This is a genomic window from Vibrio sp. 10N.286.49.C3 (assembly GCF_041469545.1).
GTDB classification, from domain to species: domain Bacteria; phylum Pseudomonadota; class Gammaproteobacteria; order Enterobacterales; family Vibrionaceae; genus Vibrio; species Vibrio tasmaniensis_A.
Genome location: NZ_JBFRKT010000052.1, coordinates 22,577 through 41,224 on the forward strand (window position 1 = coordinate 22,577; position 18,648 = coordinate 41,224).

Sequence of the window (18,648 nt, forward strand, 5' to 3'; positions counted from 1 at the left end):
TAACAGAAAGACGGTCCCCTAAAAGGGGGCCGCTTTCAAACGCCAATTGGGGTTTTTACAGTCTCTTGCTACATAGGAAAAGGTAAAATTTCCACACAATCAAAAACTTGCTCTTGATTCCATTCACTTGGAAGGAAGTATGACTTCACTTTATTGAACGGATTACCCAAATCTAAAAATGTAGCTTTAGATGTGTTTTGACCAACAACTACTATCAAAGACCATGTAGAGTCAGCTAGCGCTAGTTCAACTTGGGTTCGACTTAACTTCACACCCCGCTCTCCCCATCCAGAAGGAAGAGTCTTTACTTCAATTTTTCTGACAATAACATCGTTAAAATCAACCTCTAACAAGTCATATCCAGGATTGTTTTTCGGTGCTTTCTGTATTCTATGACCCTGAGGTAAGGTCTTCATAATAGCATTTAGCACATTATCCTCACCTACATCACCCAATAATGTTGCTTGATTGCCCGTGAAAGCTGTCCCCATACCACTTTTTCTGTTGTGACTTATATAATCACGGTGTCCAACATCCAGTTTAGGTCTATCTAATTTCTCTCCGGGATCTCGTAATTTGGAGCTGGGAACCCTTGGTGCATTGTGAGTTAAGTCGCCCAAACTACCCTTTTCTATTTTGTCAGTAGAGGACCGCGCCTCAGTTGAGTGTTGCGTCTTCTTTGAGTTGTCTGGCATAGCAGATTCAACTACCCTTTCTTGGCGATCATTTTTATCAATATGGGCCTCTAACCTTCGAATTTCATCTGCTAAATCATGAACGTCATTCTCTAATTGTTGATTTTCTAGCCCAACATCTCTAGGTTCAATAACATTGTCGTTAACGATTGCCGGAGCAGCATATTGTTCAGCGGGTAAGGCGCTTACTTCTGCTTGATGAAGTTCTTCATCTAATTCAGCTTCAATCAAATCCACAAACTCAGACTGACTAGCGACGGGGTCATGAGAGAATGTTGGTTGATTAAATTTTGTCTCGTTGGGAAGTTCAGGTATTCCCTTCTCCTCTCCTAGATATTCATCAGCTTCCTCTTCAGACTCGATATCCTTTATCAATGTCGCAATCATGATGGATGATTCAGGGTTTAGAGAAAACTCGTTACTTACATAGCTAGCCAAGGCCTCACAAAATACTCTCGATGATCCAAGGACAACGTACAACTCACCATCTCCGTTAAACACTTTCTTCTTGTTTGTATCGTAGATCCATTGAAGGCCAATGTTACAAGATAAAGTGAGAGACTCACACATCGTGATTCGATCTGGTATCAATCGCTCTTTATAGCTCAGTTCAAATTCGCTACTTGGTGATTTCAAGTTATGAAAGGCTAACCTTCGAACTGCATTTTCAAACCAAGCCGCTTTCAACTTTCTGCTAAATTTTGCAATATCATCTGGAATCTGTCTGGACGAAAGAAACTCAGTCGCGTCCTCCTTAATCCTCATAGTAGAGCCATACTTGATAGACTTAGCGTTTGAATTTGTCGCTAGCTTCGTAAATTCACCGACACAAACCCGAAGATGTTCATTGCTAGAGCTCGCTGAACCAAGCTCATCTCCCTCATCTATAAAGACTTTTGAACTTTTGCAAAGCTTGCCATTCGTTGTCAAAAGAGGCACTTCATCCCATTTGTTTATCACTTGTAAATGTTCTTTTTGTAGCAAAGAAAGAGCATATTTAGCTACGAGAACCTGATCAGAATTTAACACCCGATCTAGCCCTAAATTTAACGTTAAGTAATCGATAAGAAACTCTTTGCTCGGTCCAGTCCTGACCCCTAATTTTTCAAGCCCTTTTATTACATCAGTTTGATCGTGTTTCAAGACTCCAAGAAAATCTTCGACAGAATGTAAGCCATGTAAGCCGGATACTCTCCTAAAGAATACGTTTTTGGGTTGAACCCATTCCCTATTAATCAGTATTTTTTCTGGCTTATCTTCATGCCTGAGATCCTTTTCCCTTCCGCACACAGCATAAAACCGTGTCGATGCATAAAACAAAAACCGCTCGTTACCACGGTTTATTGTTGTCCCTATTAGTTTCTGATAATTCTTAATCTGAAGTTTTGGTGGGGCAAACGTTTCTAATCCTAAGAACCTATACAGAGAGTTTGAGGAGTCTCGAGCAGACGTCCTTTCTTTTTGGTTTTCACTCTCAATTCTTGGTGCTAGGAGGTTAAAGCTTGGACACAGTTTGTATTTGTGTGTTTTGAGCGTAATTGAGTTTGCAGTACCTAGTTGCAAAGCAGCGTTTTCTTTCCCATCAACGACATTTTTTCCAATTACACATGGGATCCAAGGAACCCTAGAAAACTCTTTGTGATCGTTTGCGAACTGTTTAGCTGCATTTTCAAACTCAGGAAGGTGGCGCTTAATAAAGCTTACTAAGTTAAAGGCCTCTTCTACGTCCCTCCTTTGCGAGATATGTATTGCACCTTGATTTAGAGCTCTAATAGAAACCGTCTTTTGTGCCCCACACAATTCAAGTAGTTCATTCCAATTATCATGCTGGAATGGGCTCAACTTTTTAGCAGTCGCTTTAAGCGCCTCAGGTAGTGTCCCGAAGAAGCTTGGAGCGTAAACCTCACCAGCTCTTATAAAAGAACCATTAGCGGCAGGTACTAAACTTGCGGAAGTTAGTAATCTTATGACGTTTGGTTCATTTCGAATAGATTCAAACTCGTTACACAACCATTCCAAAAGTCGAGTTTTAGCCTTAATATCATTAACCCCATTCAAATACTTAACGACAACGTTCTCAATGTAGTCAGAAAACGACATCGTGGATACATCCAGCTTTTCGAACACATAGAAGAAATCAACCTCTCCAGAGTGAACTAGGTCATAGAGGTCACTAATCTGCGCTAACGACTTATCGACGCTGAACCCACCAGGTAGGTATAGACTCGTTTTGCTATCGTTAATGTAAGTAAGCGAACCATTCTGTGTTAACGCCAGGGGGATACGATTTTTAACTTCCTCTACCAAATACCTGTAATCGCGATGAGATTTATCCGCTCTTCCAACAGAGTGAAGGACAAAGTGTCTAAAGGCTGGGATTTCCAAAAATGACTTGGTTGACTCATTCATCTTAGCAATCTGAGCCAAGATGACCTCATTCGTGATGATACTGAGAGGACTGAAGTTGGGTTTTAATAGGTCGTTTAGTTTTTGATAGCTTTGTACCCATGGTTTATCAAACAGACAAACACCAAGCTTCTCATAATGCTCTCTATTATCCGGTTTTAGTTCGAGGTACGGAACTTTCCCGGAGGAGCCTAACTCTTTTAGCGTAAACGCTTTAGAACCGCTAATCTTATAAATCGGAAGCGATACCAAAAGTTGTTTAACTTTGTCGGTTGATCTTTCAGCTTCCCCAGACCTGCGAATCAACTCAACTACTTCATTAAACCAATCTAGGTCTACAGATTCTGACGTCATCATTTCTGATAACAATTTAAGTTTGTTTTCTAGCGTTGAAAATAACCAAGGTTCTGGCATTTCTTTCAGTTCGAGGTCATACAAACTTTGGTCAACAAACTTAGATTTGTCATTTTTGAAAAGTGATAGGTCGTGCTTTGCAGAAAACAGTGACAGATCTTGGATCCTGTGTAGTTTATTATCGAGGCAATACTGCAAAGGAAGTCCGACGACACCTGTTGCCCCTTGCTTTCCTAACACCGCATATTTAAGAACATGAGAAACATTTTGTTTACGAGCAAAAAAGAAGTGAGAAAGTAAGCGCTCTTCCTGAGGAAAAACAAAATCTCGGGCTTTGTCAGAAACGGCGTCAACCAAAACATCAGGGGTAAACTCTGAGATTATGCCGCCAAAGGCTCTCAAATTTGATACAACGAATCTAGGCGGCTCTGGGAAGATTAGTTTCAACTCTTTCTGAACTATTTTTTTGAGCTCTTTGGTGGGAGCTGCTACTTTAGCCTGACGCGAACAATAGAAGTGATCATTAGAAGGCTGACCCCAATAGGAATTGTCTTTATGCCAAATTTTCAAACATTCAGCTTTCGCCATTCGTTTGTAAAAGCCTTTCTGTATATATGATGTAATTTCATCTGAGTCTTTCGATAAATTCGGCCAAAACTCATAGTAATCTGTCTCTGAAAGGTTGTGTTTATACTGGAGCAACAATTCTGCCCACGCTTTGCCTATTGCGTGTTCAGCTAGCATGAGATTCCATTTTACCAAAGGCGTCTGATCGTCATTCCCCGCTTTCAATACTATTGAAGTTCGTTTATCGTCAAGTTCGAACCACCCTTGCATGTGAGCTTTGCTTTTGGTTCTAATACCTAATGGTAAGAAGGTAAAGAACTGACCTCTCTCATCGTTCTTAGGAATCTGTTGACCTATCGGTATAGCCACTCCAGCCCAAGGTAACACTTTTCTGAAGTTTGGTCCCAACCCCAAAAACTTTAGAGCCTGTTTTAGAAGTAAACTATCAGTCCCTTTGAATAGCCCATTGACTACAGCCCATTTAGAGTCAACAGACTCTGTACGTGACGTACTACGATCAAAATAATGGCATTGAAATTCATGTTCATACGTCACAGTTGGAAGGTCAATATTGTTCGATAGCCAAGATTGACAAATCTCTTTTGGGGGCTTGTTTGTTGGTATGGCTTTGTTTAGCTTTTGCTTTACTGAACTAATTTCTTCTATATTTTTAGTTTCGATTTTCAATAGTTCTTGCGTATTTCCGTTCTCATGAACTATGCACAAAACTAAAGTGTGAACATTCCGTAGAAAAAGCAAATTATCTGAGCTTTTTCTCCATTCATCACACCAATTGTAGAAGCGCTGCTTGGTGAAAATTTGACTTGATATCTCGCTAGTTTTCGCAGTTTCGGACGTCCTTAAAGGTAAGCGAAAAACTGTTCGACCAACAGTATCTTCCTCACCAGGTAAAAGAAAAGTTCGCAGCCATGGTTCTAAACGTTCGTAGGTACTGCTGTTTACCTCATCATGCTTCCAAGTAGCGACTGCGTTATTTCGTCCCTTACAGACAGCCGATTCATGTGCATCGAACCATTTAGACGTACCACGCCTCATACCACCAGAAATTAAGCTAGGATGATCGCTAATACTAAAACTAGATGTAAAGCCTTGTCCAAACCGACCAGTGGATTGAGCTTTATCGACCTTACTACCATCCATAATCTGATCAATAGCCTGGAAATCCTGCTCGTTAAAAAGCGCATCATTCGAAATGACTAGAGCGGGCCCTGAGGCAATGTTTAAGGCTTGCTCTTTAAAGGATCCATGGTTTCGAAGATCAAGTGCAACTGTAAGTCGCGAAGCTTTCGCGTCATCTGCGTTTTGCAAAAACTCTTTAAGTAAGGAGTCCGCATTGTACTTTTCTATCATTTGCTGAATTTGCTTCGTCACAGATGAGCGATAACTACTTGTATAAGAAACTTCGAATTGCATTGTTTGACACCTTGATTAGCAAAATTAATAGCACGATTGGCGGTAATGTTTTTGTTAAAATAGTCGCTTTGAAGTAAACGGATATGAGCTTATTAACTAAACCCATTTATAAAAGTTTCAGTGAACGCTTTTAGTCTTTCTGCAATCCTTGGCAAAATGGTTCTGCGGGTTCTAAAGGTCATCTTTTCAGTAGTGAGCTGAGCGATGTCATCTGACTTCAAGCTCTCCACATTCAAACCATTTTCGATGTTCGTTACCATCTCGCCAAACTTATCGGAGTCTAGCTTCTCTTCTTCGGCTATCTGGCTAATTTCCTTTTGTTTCTGCTCTTCGATGTATTCATCGAATTGTTCACCCTGTACTAAGCCCTGTAAGCTCTTTTCGATAAACCCTTCAATCAGGTGGCGCTTACTGTGAAGTGTTGGCTCAGAAGCGAGCAGGTTTGCGATAACCTGACGCTTCTTATCTTTGGCGTCATCACATGACTCTTCAAGCATGGTTTGTAGAAGGTGGCGTATGTAGCCCACATTCACGTTGTCGCGTTGAAGCAGCTCTAATTCAAAGTCGATGTCAGCAAGGATTGATTCTTTATCCGTCGGGTTGCCTTTCAACTCTCTGGCTAAATCACCGTACTTTGAGGCGTAATCAACAAACTCTTGTTCTGAAATACCTAGCGCTTCAATGTCAAAATCACTGAAGGTTTCAAGCTGGTTTTTCAGGCGCATTAAAATACGGAACTGTTTAATGAATCCTGCTTGCATGTCTTCATCTGGAAGATTATCAACACTTTGAACATCTGGAGCTATCGCTTTTAACGCTTCAAGCGCTTTGGCAAAGTCTTCGGTTAACCCTTCAAGATCGGGTACTTCGATGTACTCTGTCGGTTGTTTGTTAGAAAACAGTGCAAACGCTTCATCTGCTTGTGGCTTCAGGTTGCGGTAGCACATCACGTTGCCGTGAGACTTCACCGTGCCGTTCAATCTATTGGTACGAGAGAAGGCTTGAACCAATCCATGATATTTGAGGTTCTTATCCACGTAGATGGTGTTTAGGCTCGGCGCATCGAACCCCGTAAGGAACATATTCACTACAAGTAAAATATCTACTTCACCATTCTTTGTGCGGTTAGAGAGATCTTTGTAGTAGTTGTAGAAGCTGTCGGTATCTTGGGTTGAATAGCTCGTGCCAAATTGCTCGTTGTAATCACCAATGTACGAATCTAGCTTGTCTCGGCTGTGAACCTTAGCGTTCGCTTCCGCTAAGCCTTTCACATTGACTTCACCTTCAAACTCTTCGGCTTCGTTGACGCCATAGCTAAAGATGGTGGCGATATTGAGCTTGTGCTTACCTTCCGCCTTGAGAGCCTTAAAGGTGTCGTAGTAGGTGATTAAATCAGGGACACTCGCCACACACAGCATCGCATTGAACTTGTGTTTAGTTTTGAACTTATGAATGCCAATGATGTGCTCACAGACTTGCTTTATGCGCTTAGGAGAGCTGAAGAACTCCGATATATCAATGCTGGATACATCGGCATCTAAGCCTGTTTGTTTGTGCTTTAGCTTGCCGTAATACTCGATGGCAAAAGGCAGTACGTTGTCATCTCGAATCGCATCGACAATCACATAGCTATGTAGGCGCTCACCAAACAGATCTTTGGTTGTTCTTTTCTGAACGCCCTTTCCTTCCACTTTTTTAGCTGTGGCGTTATCAGCAAAGATGGGTGTGCCCGTAAAGCCAAATAGCTGAGCTTTCTCGAAGAACTCAACGATATTCTGGTGGGTTTCACCAAACTGGCTACGGTGACACTCGTCGAAGATGAAAACCACGCGCTCTTGGCGTAAGTGTTCGACTTGTCCTTTGAAGCGAGGCTTAGTGATCAGGTTGTTGAGCTTTTGAATCGTGGTGATCGTCAGCTTATTGATGCGATTTACGTTACTGCTGTAGATAGGCGAATATTCGGCAACTTGCGCTCGTTCTTCAGCAAGTGGTAATAGAGCTTCACCATCATTGGCGCTACTTCCTGACGCATTAGCACTTTGTTTAGGTACAGGTCGAGAACCGAGGAACTGGTTTAATAAACTCTTGGTGTCACCCGTACTATCGACGCTGCCTTTTAGGAAGGCATCAAACTCTTTGGCTGTTTGGTAGTCGAGGTCTTTACGGTCGACCACAAACACCACTCTATCGACGTTATCTAATCTCGATAATATTTGTGCAGTCTTGAAGCTGGTTAAGGTTTTACCACTGCCAGTGGTATGCCAAATATAGCCATGCTTATCACTGGTCTTAACCTGCTCGACTATCGCCTCTACTGCGTAAAATTGGTAAGGGCGCAGCACCATTAAGAACTTGCCTGTCTCATTCTGGACGATATAGCGGCTGAGCATTTTAGTCAGATGTTCTTTATTTAAGAAAGCATCCGCAAATTGGTGCAGCACATTAATCTTATTGTTGTCGACATCCGTCCAGTGGAAGGTCTGTTTGAATGACAACTCACGGTTGTTTGAGAAGTATTTCGTATTCACGCCATTAGATATCACAAACAACTGTATGTAGTTAAACAGCCCACCTTCTGCGCCAAAGGTGTGCTTGTCGTAGCGTCTGATTTGGTTGAATGCTTCCGCCATTTCAATGCCACGGCGTTTAAGCTCTATCTGCACTAACGGCAAGCCATTCACTAAGATAGTCACATCGTAGCGATTCTCATATTTACCGTGCATGGTGACTTGGTTAGTCACTTGGAAGATATTCTTTGAGGCGTCGGTATTCAACAAAGTGAGGTAGCTGATGGTGCCATCGTCATGCACCACATCGACCTTACCTTTGAGGCGTTTGGATTTGTCGAAGATGTTGCCTTTTTCGAGGCTAATGAGCACATTCTCAAATTCACGCTCGGTTAGCGTTAGGTTGTTCGCACGCTCAAGCTGAGCCTTTAGGTTGGCTTTAAGCGCGGCGGCGTTCTCTATTTTGACGGGTTCAAAGCTCGCTGCGGTAAGCTGAGTGATTAAGTCATTTTCAAGTTTAGCTTCTGATTGTGTGCTCATTTCGTCCCTTACACGAACATTTGTTGTAACAAGCCTTTTTTCCACTCTTTGGCTTTGTTAAGTTCAGAGTTGGCTAGATCTATCTTCTGGTCGATAGCTGATAGGAAGTGGACTATCTTAATTTGCTCATCCGAGCTAGGGACTATGATTTTTAATTTAAGTAAGTCTCTAGTGTAGATAGCTGCAACACTTGTTGTGCCTGTGGCAAAGCGTCTTAATCCACTGATTCCATTAAAAGAATTTAAGCAATAGTTCATAAAGCGATTATTCTCAAACCCAAGTCTAAGTAAGTTAGAGTTGTAATAAGCTTCAGGTAATTCATTATTCCAAATTGCTACTTTCCCAACTAAATCTAAAGTATTTCGAGTGTTGAAGAATAGATCGCCCTCTTTGATTCGATCTTCATGGTCAATAGCTTCACCTGATTTGATATATTCGACTTTCTTTAAGCTAATCGAACCTCGACCCAAATTCCCCATTTTTATAAGTGGGTGCTGAGTCGTATCTTCTGAGTTTTGATAATTTCCTCCGAGCTTATGACTCAAGAGTACCTCACCTAACTTCCTCTCTTCCCAATCAGGAAACTCGCTGCCATCATCGGCTTTGAATCGTAGCGTGGGTGGCATAAAGATAAGTTGCCCGTCTTGCTCATGCCACTTGCCATTAAACAACTGTTGCATCACTCCAAGTTTGTATTCGGTGAGCTTGTCTTTCTTCTCTGACAACAACCCAATCTTCTCATCGACCTTTGATAAGAAAGAGGCGATTTTTTGTTGTTCTGGGAGAGTTGGGGGAACCGAAAGCTTAAGCTTTTTTATTTCTTTTACTGTTAGTGCTGGCTGAGCACTACCAAATGCAACAACATCAATCTGCTTTGTAAAGTGACGAGTAAACATCGATTTATAGACAAACTCATTGCTAAGCTCTTTCCATTGATGACGTAGTAACACCATACCAGAGTTAATTCTTAGGCTATCAAACACAACTTCATCTGTATAAAGCGCTTTATGTCCAACACTTCCACGAGTAGTTAAAACAATGTCACCTCTTTTCAGCTTTCCTTTTCTAAGCAATCCATCTTTTTCTTGAGTAATAAATTGCATCTCGGAGAACTGAAAGCCTGACTTAGTTACATTTTTTGCAGATAAAAATAGGCAATAGCCTTCAGGCAGCAGTTCATTTTTATTCGGGTATTGCGTCCCTAGATCACCATCGATTACATTAATATTTAAATCATCAAAAGTAACCTTTGACCACTGCCCTTCAAACTCCCCGAATCGCAGCGTCGGCGCATTCATTTGTACAGTCATAACATACTTACCCCTGCTCTTTATTTAAGGGAAAGGGCGCTTTGATATTAAGCTGAGAACAGAAATCAGCAATATCTACATCTACCGAATGCATCTTAGTTTCAAGCTCGGTTAGGTCTGTTGCCACCGCATCAAGGTCTACTGCCTCTTCCTCTTCAAAGGTATCCACATAGCGAGGGATGTTGAGGTTATAGTCGTTTTCAGCGATCTCAGACAGCTCCGCGACATGCGAATATTTATCGACTGATTCGCGTTTACTGTAGGCTTCAACAATACGAGTGACGTCTTCTTCACGAAGGTGGTTTTGAGCTTTGCCTTTTTCGAAGTGGTTCGACGCATCAATGAACAAGACGTTATCAGCGTGCTGACGAGTCTTCTTGAAGACTAAGATACAAGTTGGAATACCCGTACCGAAAAAGATACCCGCAGGTAAGCCGATCACTGCATCAAGGTAGTTTTTGTTCTCGATAAGGTGCTTACGAATATGACCTTCAGCCGCGCCACGGAAAAGGATACCGTGAGGGACGACGACAGCTAGTGTGCCAGTTTCGTTTAACTGGTGAACCATGTGCAGTACAAAAGCAAAGTCTGCCTTCGTTTTAGGGGCAAGTTTACCGTAGTCAGCAAAACGCTCATCGTTTAGGTGTAGGTCGTTCGCGCTCCAGTTAGCAGAGAACGGAGGGTTGGCAACCACAGCATCAAAACGTTTATCTAAGTGCATTGGGTGTTCTAGAGTGTCGTCGTTTTTAATATCGAACTTATCGTAACGGACACCATGCATTAGCATGTTCATACGAGCAAGGTTAAAGGTGCTTGGGTTTTGCTCTTGTCCACAGAACTCAAGATTAGTGCTACTCACTTCTTTTGCCACACGCAATAGCAATGAGCCTGAACCACAGGTTGGATCGTAAACCGATTTCACATCACCGTTTAGGCTAACGAGCTTCGCAAGGATTTTAGACACTTGTTGAGGTGTGTAGAACTCACCTGCTTTTTTACCTGCACCTGAAGCAAATTGCCCAATCAGGTATTCATAGGCATCACCCAGTAGGTCTATCTCGGTGTTGTCGATTTGGAAATCGATGTTCTCTAGGTGAATCAGCACTTGGCAAATAAGTTTGTTACGTGCGTCTGGGTTCTTACCTAACTTGCTAGAGTTAAGGTCGAGTTCTTCAAACAACCCGTTAAAATCATCCGCCGAATCAGCCGCTGTTGTGGATTGCTCAATGTCATTAAGGACACGGCTTAGCTCATCAAGAATGAACTCAGACTTCTCGCCACGCTTAGCAAGGCTTGAGAATAGCTGTTTAGGGGCAATGAAATAGCCAAGGTTCTCGACACACTCATCATGCAGCTCTTTAATTAGTTCATCATCAGACTCAACGAACTTAATGCCATCTTCTGTAAGTAGTTCATCACAGTAGCGGTTCAGTTTGTCTGATAGGTACTTGTAGAAGATAAGCCCTAGGATGTAATCACGGAAGTCGTCGGCTGACATATTGCCACGCAGCGTGTTAGCGATGTTCCAGAGCTGTTTTTGTAATTCTTGTTGGTGTTCACGAACCATGAGAAACCTTACTGATAATTTCACACAAAATAATTGCGTACATTGTACCAGAAGATTCCAAAATGTGGTTTAACGTCTTAATTTGAAATGACTAAATTCCTAACTGATCAGCTAATCAGCTTTGTTCCAGTGTCTTTTAACTGTGGCGATACCAAGGTTTAACGCTGACGCAACTTTTGACTGTGACAAACCTTCAGCTTTTTTGTTTTGTACCAACCTTGTTGTTTGATGTGCCACGGGGCGACCTAGCTTTCTACCCTGCGCTTTTGCTCGCTCTATTCCTTCTTTGGTTCGCTCCCTAATACGATTTCTCTCAAACTCAGCAAAAGCAGAGAACATTTGTAACATTAGCTTTCCTTCGGCGCTTGAAAGATCTGATACGGGCAAATCTAAACAAACCACCTTAATCCCTTTTTCCGTTAACAGATTAATAGTGTTTTGAACGTCAATATTATCTCTGCCCAAGCGGTCAAGCTTTAACACCACCAACATGTCCCCTTCTTCCATTTGATGAGTGAGCAACATTTTAAACTTTTCTCGCTTCATAGCTTCTACTGAACCAGAAACCGTTTCACTAATGATTCTCGAATCAGTAACTTCATACCCTTTCTGGCGAATAGCTAATATTTGGTTTTCGGTTGTTTGTTCGGTTGTCGATACTCGACAGTAAGAAAATACACGCATTACTCGTTCTCGGCTTTAAATTGGTATCAGATATAGGGGTATCATATATATTCAGTATCATAAAGTAAACCTGCTATATTTATGATACCCAACTTACATTAAACAAACTGGTATCAATATACGAATATTTGTTGATACCAGGCTTTTTTATAAATTACATTCCTTGTTCTCTAGCGGCTGAAAGTAACCTTTGTAAAAGTGCGGCGTCATCTTCGCTGGCTGCTGGTTTTGGAGCCGCAAGTTTTTTCAACAATTCGGCTTGCCGATGATCCGCTACATCTCCATAGCTAGAAAATGTTGTTAATACCTTTTCATGTCCAAGATTCTGGCTCCACGCTTTAAACTCTTCAGCGTTGTTGCATAGCCTTTCTCCCAACCTAACTAGCGTATTACGGAAACTATGTGGGTTGTAATATGGCAACTCCGCTAATTTGAATGCTTGTTTGAAGATCCGACGAATTGGGCCTGCCGTTGACCAGTGCTCTTTTTCAACGCCCATCACCTCAAATTGATGAGTTGGGCTGTTCTTAATTTTAGTCTTTGGAAACAATGGATCGTCAGGGCCAAACGACAACTCATGTTGCAAGTAACTAACCCACTCGGTCAATATCTTCAAAGGTAACTCGCCAACTGGAAAGAAGTAGGTGGTAAATGTTTTGCTGAACTTGGTGTTCACTTCCCTAGCATCTTGATAAAGGCTTTGCTCAGCAACACAAACATGCTTGAGCTTTAGTGAGGCAATTGCGCTATCTCTTGCGCCCGTTAGTAAAGTAAACGCCACCAGCGCTCTATCTCTCAATTCAACATTGCTCACACTCGGCATAGCCTCAAGAACCTGCGTTACTTGCTCTATGGTTGGAACTGGTTTCTTACGCTTCGCGGTGGCAATTCGAGCGTCTTTTTCAGACAAATTAAAATACTCAGTATCACTATAAGTAATACGGGATCGATAGCCGCTTTGTAGAGCTAACCATTGCAAAAATGTCTTAAGGTGTCTCAACGTTGTATGCAAGGTAGCCTTACTTAATGGCTTGTCTGTAGCTACACTCTTTTGCGCCATCAAGTGCTTCTTAAAACCCACCGCTTGTTGATATCGAAACAACTTAAAATCTTTATAATTTGTGTATTCCTCAAAGCGATTAATTGCCTTTAGAACACCATCAATAGATGACTCACTTTGGCGTTTTGCTTCCTTCAAAAAAGTACAATACTCTTTAGTAGATCGGACGTTATTTTTGTTGTGTTTTCTCTTCATTCTAAATACTCCATATTAAGTACAATTCACGAGGGCTCTTTCCCTCCTAATTATGTGTTTTTGTGCTAGCGGTAGTTTCCACCTGCAAACCCTTGCGAATGAGGTCTAGTTGCCGCCAACTGAAGTATTTATTTATCTTCGAACCGCACTCACAACACTTGGCAAACACCCGGCCGTGACCACTTTTAAGCTGAATAAAGTTTGCTGTTTCTAGAGCTGGTTTTCTTGGTGACCGACACTTGAAGCAATAGAGTTCAGAGCTTTTACATTTACGTTTATTACCTATTCGACGCTGACGAATAAAGAGCCTTAAATCTGTACCTAAAACCAATAATGGGCGTACCTCATCGAAGACTGGCAAGCCGTCTTTGATCCAGTTACGAACTGTTCTTTTATCGACTTTGTACAACTCAGCAACCTCGCCCACCGTATAACTACGGTGGATCTTGGCTAAGTTTGGGTTCAATCGTTTTTTCACTAGCTAACACTCCAACACTTTGCTTGCTGAAATGCGGGCGTCTACCCAATTGTTGATATCGTCTTCTATCCAACCTACTGCGCGGTCGCCTATCGAAATTGACTTAGGAAATTCTTGCTTAGACATGCGTAAGTAAATGGAACTGCGTGATAAGCCAGTTTTCTGGATTACTTCTGGTAAGCGGATGATTCGTTGAGACATAAAAAAACCTCTTGGGCCGTTAATGGAAACAAGAGGTTAAAGTTCTAAAGGCTGTTCAATTCCAATCTGGGAAAAGCAAACTCCAATATTGGATTATCTAAGGCCATTGCTTTTTAATTTTAAGGAGTATTTGCCTAATTGTTTCATTTGATAACTCCTCCCCCGAAAGCTCACTAATCTTTTGTATAGGCGTTGCTGCACCTCTAGCATACGGGTCAATCTTAGAGTCCAGACAAAACGCTCGAATCAGACTGAGGTAAGTAATACGCTCTTTAACCGCCAATGGTTTATCATTTTGTGTTGAAGGATCTTGATTTTCAGCTAAAGATTGAACAAAGCGAGTCAATTCACCTGTTCGAATGACAAACTGATAACTGAAATCGTCAAGATCAAGGTATTCGTCGGACCCAATAAGCTTTTGGGGGGATTCTGCCCCTTCTTGCTCGGTTTCCGAAAGTGCAAGGCTAAGTGCAGAAAACTCGTCAAGCTCGTCATCATTTAAAACATCTAACGCATAACTGCTATTTGCGACTTCGTTAACTGTAAGCCCTTTTGATTTCAAAAGACTATAAAGCCTCGTTTGCAAGGCTGAACTATCATCATTTGTGACATTCAGGTTCAAGCTAGTTTGAACCCAATAAACTAACTCCTCGCGCTGCAAAAAAAATCCGTTCGCTCCCGATAGTTTTGGCTCAGCACCATTAACTTCATCTTGGTACAACTCATGGATTTTTTGTCGCTCTAAGCCGATCATGGCTAAGTCCCAGAGCCCTTCAATGGCGTTGATCGTTTTATCGAAAACAAGCCATTTATCTTCTTCGACCTGTAATGCCTCATCTAAGGAAATTGAGTATGGTGTATCTAAAGGCTCGCCTGTCAGAAGGTTGGTATCTACTTCAAGTTGATTGTTTTCATCACATTGGCCATCAATATACTGACCCGCGACAGCAAACGCTTGGTTGATAATTCTTACCGATACTGTTAATTCATTATCTAATGCCAGCTCATAGATATCGGCAATAGTTACAGGCTCCTCCAAAGATTTGGAAAGGTATCTAGCGGCATCATCAATTGTTAAGTATTTCTTTAGTTTTAATAGCTTGCTCATTTAGTGCAATTTACCCTTTAGTCCACCAGCGACAGAACATCTACTGCCACTACCAATCAGTTCGACGTAAAAGTATCGCAATAAACCCTATAGGACTATGTTTTTCAGAATGTAATAACTGCTCTACTAATTACAGCGCACACGATAAAATGCTAACATCGTCACAATAGAGACATTTGTGTTTGGTGGCCCTACAGCATTGGCGACAATTAGTCCCACATAGGTAATTATTTTTATGTACCCCATGTTGTACCCCAAAACGCAAATAAAACAAAAAAGAACAAGGTATTCAAATGGTTAACAGTAGCATTCAATGGTTTCCGGGTCACATGCATAAAGCCCGTAAAGAAATCGAAGAAGTTATCCCACAGGTTGATGTGATCATCGAAGTACTGGACGCTCGTATCCCGTTCAGTAGTGAAAACCCAATGATCTCTTCACTGCGCGGCGATAAGCCTTGTGTAAAAGTGTTGAACAAGCGCGATCTTGCGGATCCTGAGCTTACTGAGCGTTGGATTGAGCACTTCGAGAAAGAGCAAGGCGTTAAAGCGATTGCGATTACTACTAGCGCTAAAGAAGAAGTTAACCACGTTATGGAGCTCGTGCGTAAGTTAGCACCGCACCGTGAACAGATGGGTAAGAACATTCGTACAATGATCATGGGCATCCCGAACGTGGGTAAATCGACCATCATCAACTGTTTAGCGGGACGTACGATCGCGGTTACTGGTAACCAACCTGCGGTAACTCGTCGTCAACAACGTATCAATCTACAAAATGGCGTGATCCTTTCAGATACTCCTGGAATCCTATGGCCTAAAGTAGAAAACCCACACAGTGGCTTCCGCTTGGCTGCAACAGGCGCTGTAAAAGATACGGCAATGGAATACGATGAAGTGGCATTCTACACAGTCGAGTACCTTGCAAAGCAATACCCTAACCTTTTGCAAGAACGCTACCAAATTGAAGAGCTGCCAGAGTCAGACATCGAATTAATGGAAGCGATTGGTCGTAAGCGTGGCGCACTTCGTGCTGGTGGTCATATCGACATTCACAAATGTTCGGAAATCCTACTTCACGAACTGCGTAATGGTACTTTAGGTAAAGTAACGTTAGAGCTACCAGAAATGATCACACAAGAACTGATCGAAGTTGAAGAAGCGGCTGCGCTGAAAGCCGAACAACAGATTAAGAAAAAAGAAGAGCGTCGTAAGCGTTACTTGAAGAACAAGCGTTAATCTCTCTTCGTTTTAAGAAAAAATCACATGGTGCGACTAAGTGCCAAATAATTGAAGTGTCTAATCTAATCAAAAAAGCCCCGAACAATTTAATGCTCGGGGCTTTTTGGTTTGTTCTTCAGCTTTAAAGCAACTTCAGTAAGAGGCAGCTGTTGAGCAAGGAACCATTATTCAACTTGAAGTGACTAAGAATACACAATGCTTGCTGTTTTCTGTTCAAGTTCAACGGGAGAGCTCCAAGAAATCACCTTCTCATTCACTTGACTTCCACATGGTGCATTCCAAACTTGCTCTAGCTCTTCTTTACCACCAATCGCTTGATAAAAAGCAATCGCTTGGTGATTTTCAGACATCACCTCTAGGTACAGACCTGAATCCGAATAGTATTGCTGCAACCACTTCGATAATTCAGACAATAGACGCTTACCGACACCTCTACCGCGATAATTATTGTCTACGTGTAATGCATCAATGAACGTGCCACGCTCAAAGTTGTGATTACCAAACGCGCAGACGAAACCAACCAGTAAACCACCCTCTTCAAGCAATAAAACATGTTGGTTAAAAGGAGGATTAATCAAACGAGTCTGCCAAATAACAGATCTGTCCTCCAAAACATCATTTTCTAAGTAATCATCAGCAAGAATGCCACGGTAATATAGCTTCCAGCTATCCGCGTGTAATTGGGCAATCCGCTCATAATCTTTATATTCAGCTACCTTAATTTCCATTTATTAGCCCTTAGTACTTCCATTTATGACTTGCTACTACATTTCACACTACCTTTATACAATATTTAAGCAAAACATACTAATACACGTTTACACTTTCAATATTGACTTACACGTGTACGCTGATATTCTAGCGCACAGATGTAAGCTCAATGGAAATTTGCTAATGAATAGTGCCGACAAACAATCTACAAAAAAGCCGCCATTAATCTGGCTCAATATTTTTGTATTCTCTTTTAGTATGCTGCTTGCTGTTGTTGCAGCTCCCGTTTATGGCTACTTTTTTGGCTATGGTATGGAGCACTGGATATGGCTAGCGATCTGCTTTACGTTCTGTAACCTTTCAATCACGACGGGTTATCATCGCTTATGGTCACACAAAGCGTTTGAAGCGCATTCAAGCCTAAGATTCCTGTTTGCACTAGGTGGCGCATTTGCCCTGCAGAACAGCGCGTTACACTGGTCTTCTGATCACCGTGTGCACCACAAGCATGTAGATAACAACGACAAAGACCCATACTCAGCAAAACGTGGTTTTTGGTATTCTCACATCGGGTGGATGATTCGTAACTACAGCACCTCGATGTATGAAAATTATGAAAATTGTCGAGATTTAAAGAAAGACAAAATTGTTATGTGGCAGCACAAGCACTATGTTCTGTTGGCATTGCTAATGAACTTCGGTGTTCCTATCGCTTTAGGCGTTATTTACGGTGACGTACTTGGCATGTTGTTAATCGTAGGTGCGGTTCGTTTGGTGCTTAACCATCACACGACATTCTTCATTAACTCTCTTGCTCACATCTGGGGTAGCCAACCTTTTACCGACAAAAACACGGCCCGTGATAACGGTGTGTTAGCGGTTCTAACTTTTGGCGAAGGCTACCACAACTTCCACCACATCTTTGAGAACGATTACCGCAACGGCATCTACTGGTGGCAATACGATCCTACAAAATGGTTGATCAAGAGTGCTTCTTTGATGGGACTGGCAAGCAAGCTTAAGAAAACCCCTCAAGCTCGTATCGAAAAAGCAGAAGCATCAATGTTACTTAAACGCACGCAGCAAAAGATCATGCATCGAGCCGACAAGCAGCAAATCGCAGACAAACTTCAACAAGAATTCGATGCTCTAGTATCAAACATGAACGAGTATTACGAAGTCAAAAAGCAGCTACTTGAAAGCAAACGCGAAGATGTTGTGAAGAAGTACGAACACTCTCTACTTAAAGTTCGTTACCAACAAATCAAAATGAATTTTGAGCAACAGAAAAAAAATTGGGCAATGACAGTGGAACAGTATGCTTAAGGTAGAACAATATACTTAAGGCTGAGTAGTCCGCTTAATGTACCAGTAACGACACTGCTTGACTCTTATTTGAAGCCCTCATATTACTATGTAATGCCGTTCGGATAAGCATTATTGCTTGAACCTGAACGGATATTTGGCTGGGACAAAGAGGACTGAACGTGGAAACGTTCGGTCCTTTCTTTTATCTGGAAGAATGAAGTGACTCAAACTGTCTCTCATCCTTTTCAGTTTTACAGGTAGAGTTCCGTCTGGGCTTAAAGC

General features: G+C 41.8%; 12 protein-coding genes and 1 pseudogene. 2 read left to right on the top strand and 11 right to left on the bottom strand.

Annotated features, from left to right (window positions below; all coding sequences use genetic code 11):
• Positions 1–68: 68 nt before the first annotated feature.
• The 9 genes from AB4180_RS18485 to AB4180_RS18525 all read right to left on the bottom strand — a co-directional run bounded on the left by AB4180_RS18485 (position 69) and on the right by AB4180_RS18525 (position 15,106).
• On the bottom strand, positions 69–5,456 hold the full coding sequence (locus AB4180_RS18485) for a sacsin N-terminal ATP-binding-like domain-containing protein (protein ID WP_102250358.1): 5,388 nt from the start codon (positions 5,454–5,456) through the stop codon (positions 69–71).
• Positions 5,457–5,548: 92 nt separating this feature from the next.
• Positions 5,549–8,503: a type I restriction endonuclease subunit R gene (locus AB4180_RS18490; RefSeq protein WP_102250359.1), complete on the bottom strand. Its 2,955-nt coding sequence runs from the start codon at positions 8,501–8,503 to the stop codon at positions 5,549–5,551.
• Between the two features lie 8 nt (positions 8,504–8,511).
• Positions 8,512–9,813 (bottom strand): restriction endonuclease subunit S, encoded by a 1,302-nt coding sequence (locus tag AB4180_RS18495; RefSeq protein WP_102250360.1) that lies wholly within the window; start codon positions 9,811–9,813, stop codon positions 8,512–8,514.
• Between the two features lie 7 nt (positions 9,814–9,820).
• The gene (locus tag AB4180_RS18500) at positions 9,821–11,380 is read right to left on the bottom strand and encodes a type I restriction-modification system subunit M (protein ID WP_102250361.1); all 1,560 of its coding nucleotides are present in this window, start codon (positions 11,378–11,380) and stop codon (positions 9,821–9,823) included.
• 111 nt (positions 11,381–11,491) lie between these two features.
• Positions 11,492–12,064 (bottom strand): recombinase family protein, encoded by a 573-nt coding sequence (locus AB4180_RS18505; RefSeq protein ID WP_102250362.1) that lies wholly within the window; start codon positions 12,062–12,064, stop codon positions 11,492–11,494.
• Positions 12,065–12,218: 154 nt separating this feature from the next.
• A complete protein-coding gene (locus tag AB4180_RS18510; protein WP_102250363.1) occupies positions 12,219–13,319 on the bottom strand; it encodes a site-specific integrase in 1,101 nt (366 codons plus the stop codon).
• 46 nt (positions 13,320–13,365) lie between these two features.
• Positions 13,366–13,797, bottom strand: a complete 432-nt coding sequence (locus tag AB4180_RS18515; RefSeq protein WP_102250364.1) for a helix-turn-helix domain-containing protein — start codon at positions 13,795–13,797, stop codon at positions 13,366–13,368.
• Between the two features lie 3 nt (positions 13,798–13,800).
• The gene (locus AB4180_RS18520) at positions 13,801–13,998 is read right to left on the bottom strand and encodes an AlpA family transcriptional regulator (RefSeq protein ID WP_102250365.1); all 198 of its coding nucleotides are present in this window, start codon (positions 13,996–13,998) and stop codon (positions 13,801–13,803) included.
• A gap of 97 nt (positions 13,999–14,095) precedes the next feature.
• Positions 14,096–15,106, bottom strand: a complete 1,011-nt coding sequence (locus AB4180_RS18525) for a hypothetical protein (protein ID WP_102250366.1) — start codon at positions 15,104–15,106, stop codon at positions 14,096–14,098.
• Between the two features lie 293 nt (positions 15,107–15,399).
• Here AB4180_RS18525 and ylqF point away from each other — a divergent pair, with 293 nt between their 5' ends.
• Entirely contained in the window at positions 15,400–16,344 is a 945-nt protein-coding gene (ylqF, locus tag AB4180_RS18530) for a ribosome biogenesis GTPase YlqF (RefSeq protein WP_102250367.1), read from the top strand.
• Positions 16,345–16,529: 185 nt separating this feature from the next.
• Here the strand turns inward: ylqF and AB4180_RS18535 are convergent, their stop codons facing one another.
• Positions 16,530–17,075 carry a GNAT family N-acetyltransferase gene (locus AB4180_RS18535; RefSeq protein ID WP_102250368.1) on the bottom strand — a complete coding sequence of 182 codons (546 nt, stop codon included), beginning with the start codon at positions 17,073–17,075 and terminating at the stop codon, positions 16,530–16,532.
• Between the two features lie 166 nt (positions 17,076–17,241).
• Here AB4180_RS18535 and AB4180_RS18540 point away from each other — a divergent pair, with 166 nt between their 5' ends.
• Positions 17,242–18,384, top strand: a complete 1,143-nt coding sequence (locus AB4180_RS18540) for a fatty acid desaturase (RefSeq protein ID WP_009845442.1) — start codon at positions 17,242–17,244, stop codon at positions 18,382–18,384.
• A 111-nt stretch (positions 18,385–18,495) separates the two neighbouring features.
• Here the strand turns inward: AB4180_RS18540 and AB4180_RS18545 are convergent.
• Positions 18,496–18,648: pseudogene (locus AB4180_RS18545) on the bottom strand (IS4 family transposase); the annotation flags it as partial.

Bases quoted from the DNA above. Each gene is read 5' to 3' on its own strand.
- AB4180_RS18485 (WP_102250358.1), bottom strand. From the start codon at position 5,456: ATGCAATTCGAAGTTTCTTATACAAGTAGTTATCGCTCATCTGTGACG.
- AB4180_RS18490 (WP_102250359.1), bottom strand. From the start codon at position 8,503: ATGAGCACACAATCAGAAGCTAAACTTGAAAATGACTTAATCACTCAG.
- AB4180_RS18495 (WP_102250360.1), bottom strand. From the start codon at position 9,813: ATGACTGTACAAATGAATGCGCCGACGCTGCGATTCGGGGAGTTTGAA.
- AB4180_RS18500 (WP_102250361.1), bottom strand. From the start codon at position 11,380: ATGGTTCGTGAACACCAACAAGAATTACAAAAACAGCTCTGGAACATC.
- AB4180_RS18505 (WP_102250362.1), bottom strand. From the start codon at position 12,064: ATGCGTGTATTTTCTTACTGTCGAGTATCGACAACCGAACAAACAACC.
- AB4180_RS18510 (WP_102250363.1), bottom strand. From the start codon at position 13,319: ATGAAGAGAAAACACAACAAAAATAACGTCCGATCTACTAAAGAGTAT.
- AB4180_RS18520 (WP_102250365.1), bottom strand. From the start codon at position 13,998: ATGTCTCAACGAATCATCCGCTTACCAGAAGTAATCCAGAAAACTGGC.
- AB4180_RS18525 (WP_102250366.1), bottom strand. From the start codon at position 15,106: ATGAGCAAGCTATTAAAACTAAAGAAATACTTAACAATTGATGATGCC.
- ylqF (WP_102250367.1), top strand. From the start codon at position 15,400: ATGGTTAACAGTAGCATTCAATGGTTTCCGGGTCACATGCATAAAGCC.
- AB4180_RS18535 (WP_102250368.1), bottom strand. From the start codon at position 17,075: ATGGAAATTAAGGTAGCTGAATATAAAGATTATGAGCGGATTGCCCAA.
- AB4180_RS18540 (WP_009845442.1), top strand. From the start codon at position 17,242: ATGAATAGTGCCGACAAACAATCTACAAAAAAGCCGCCATTAATCTGG.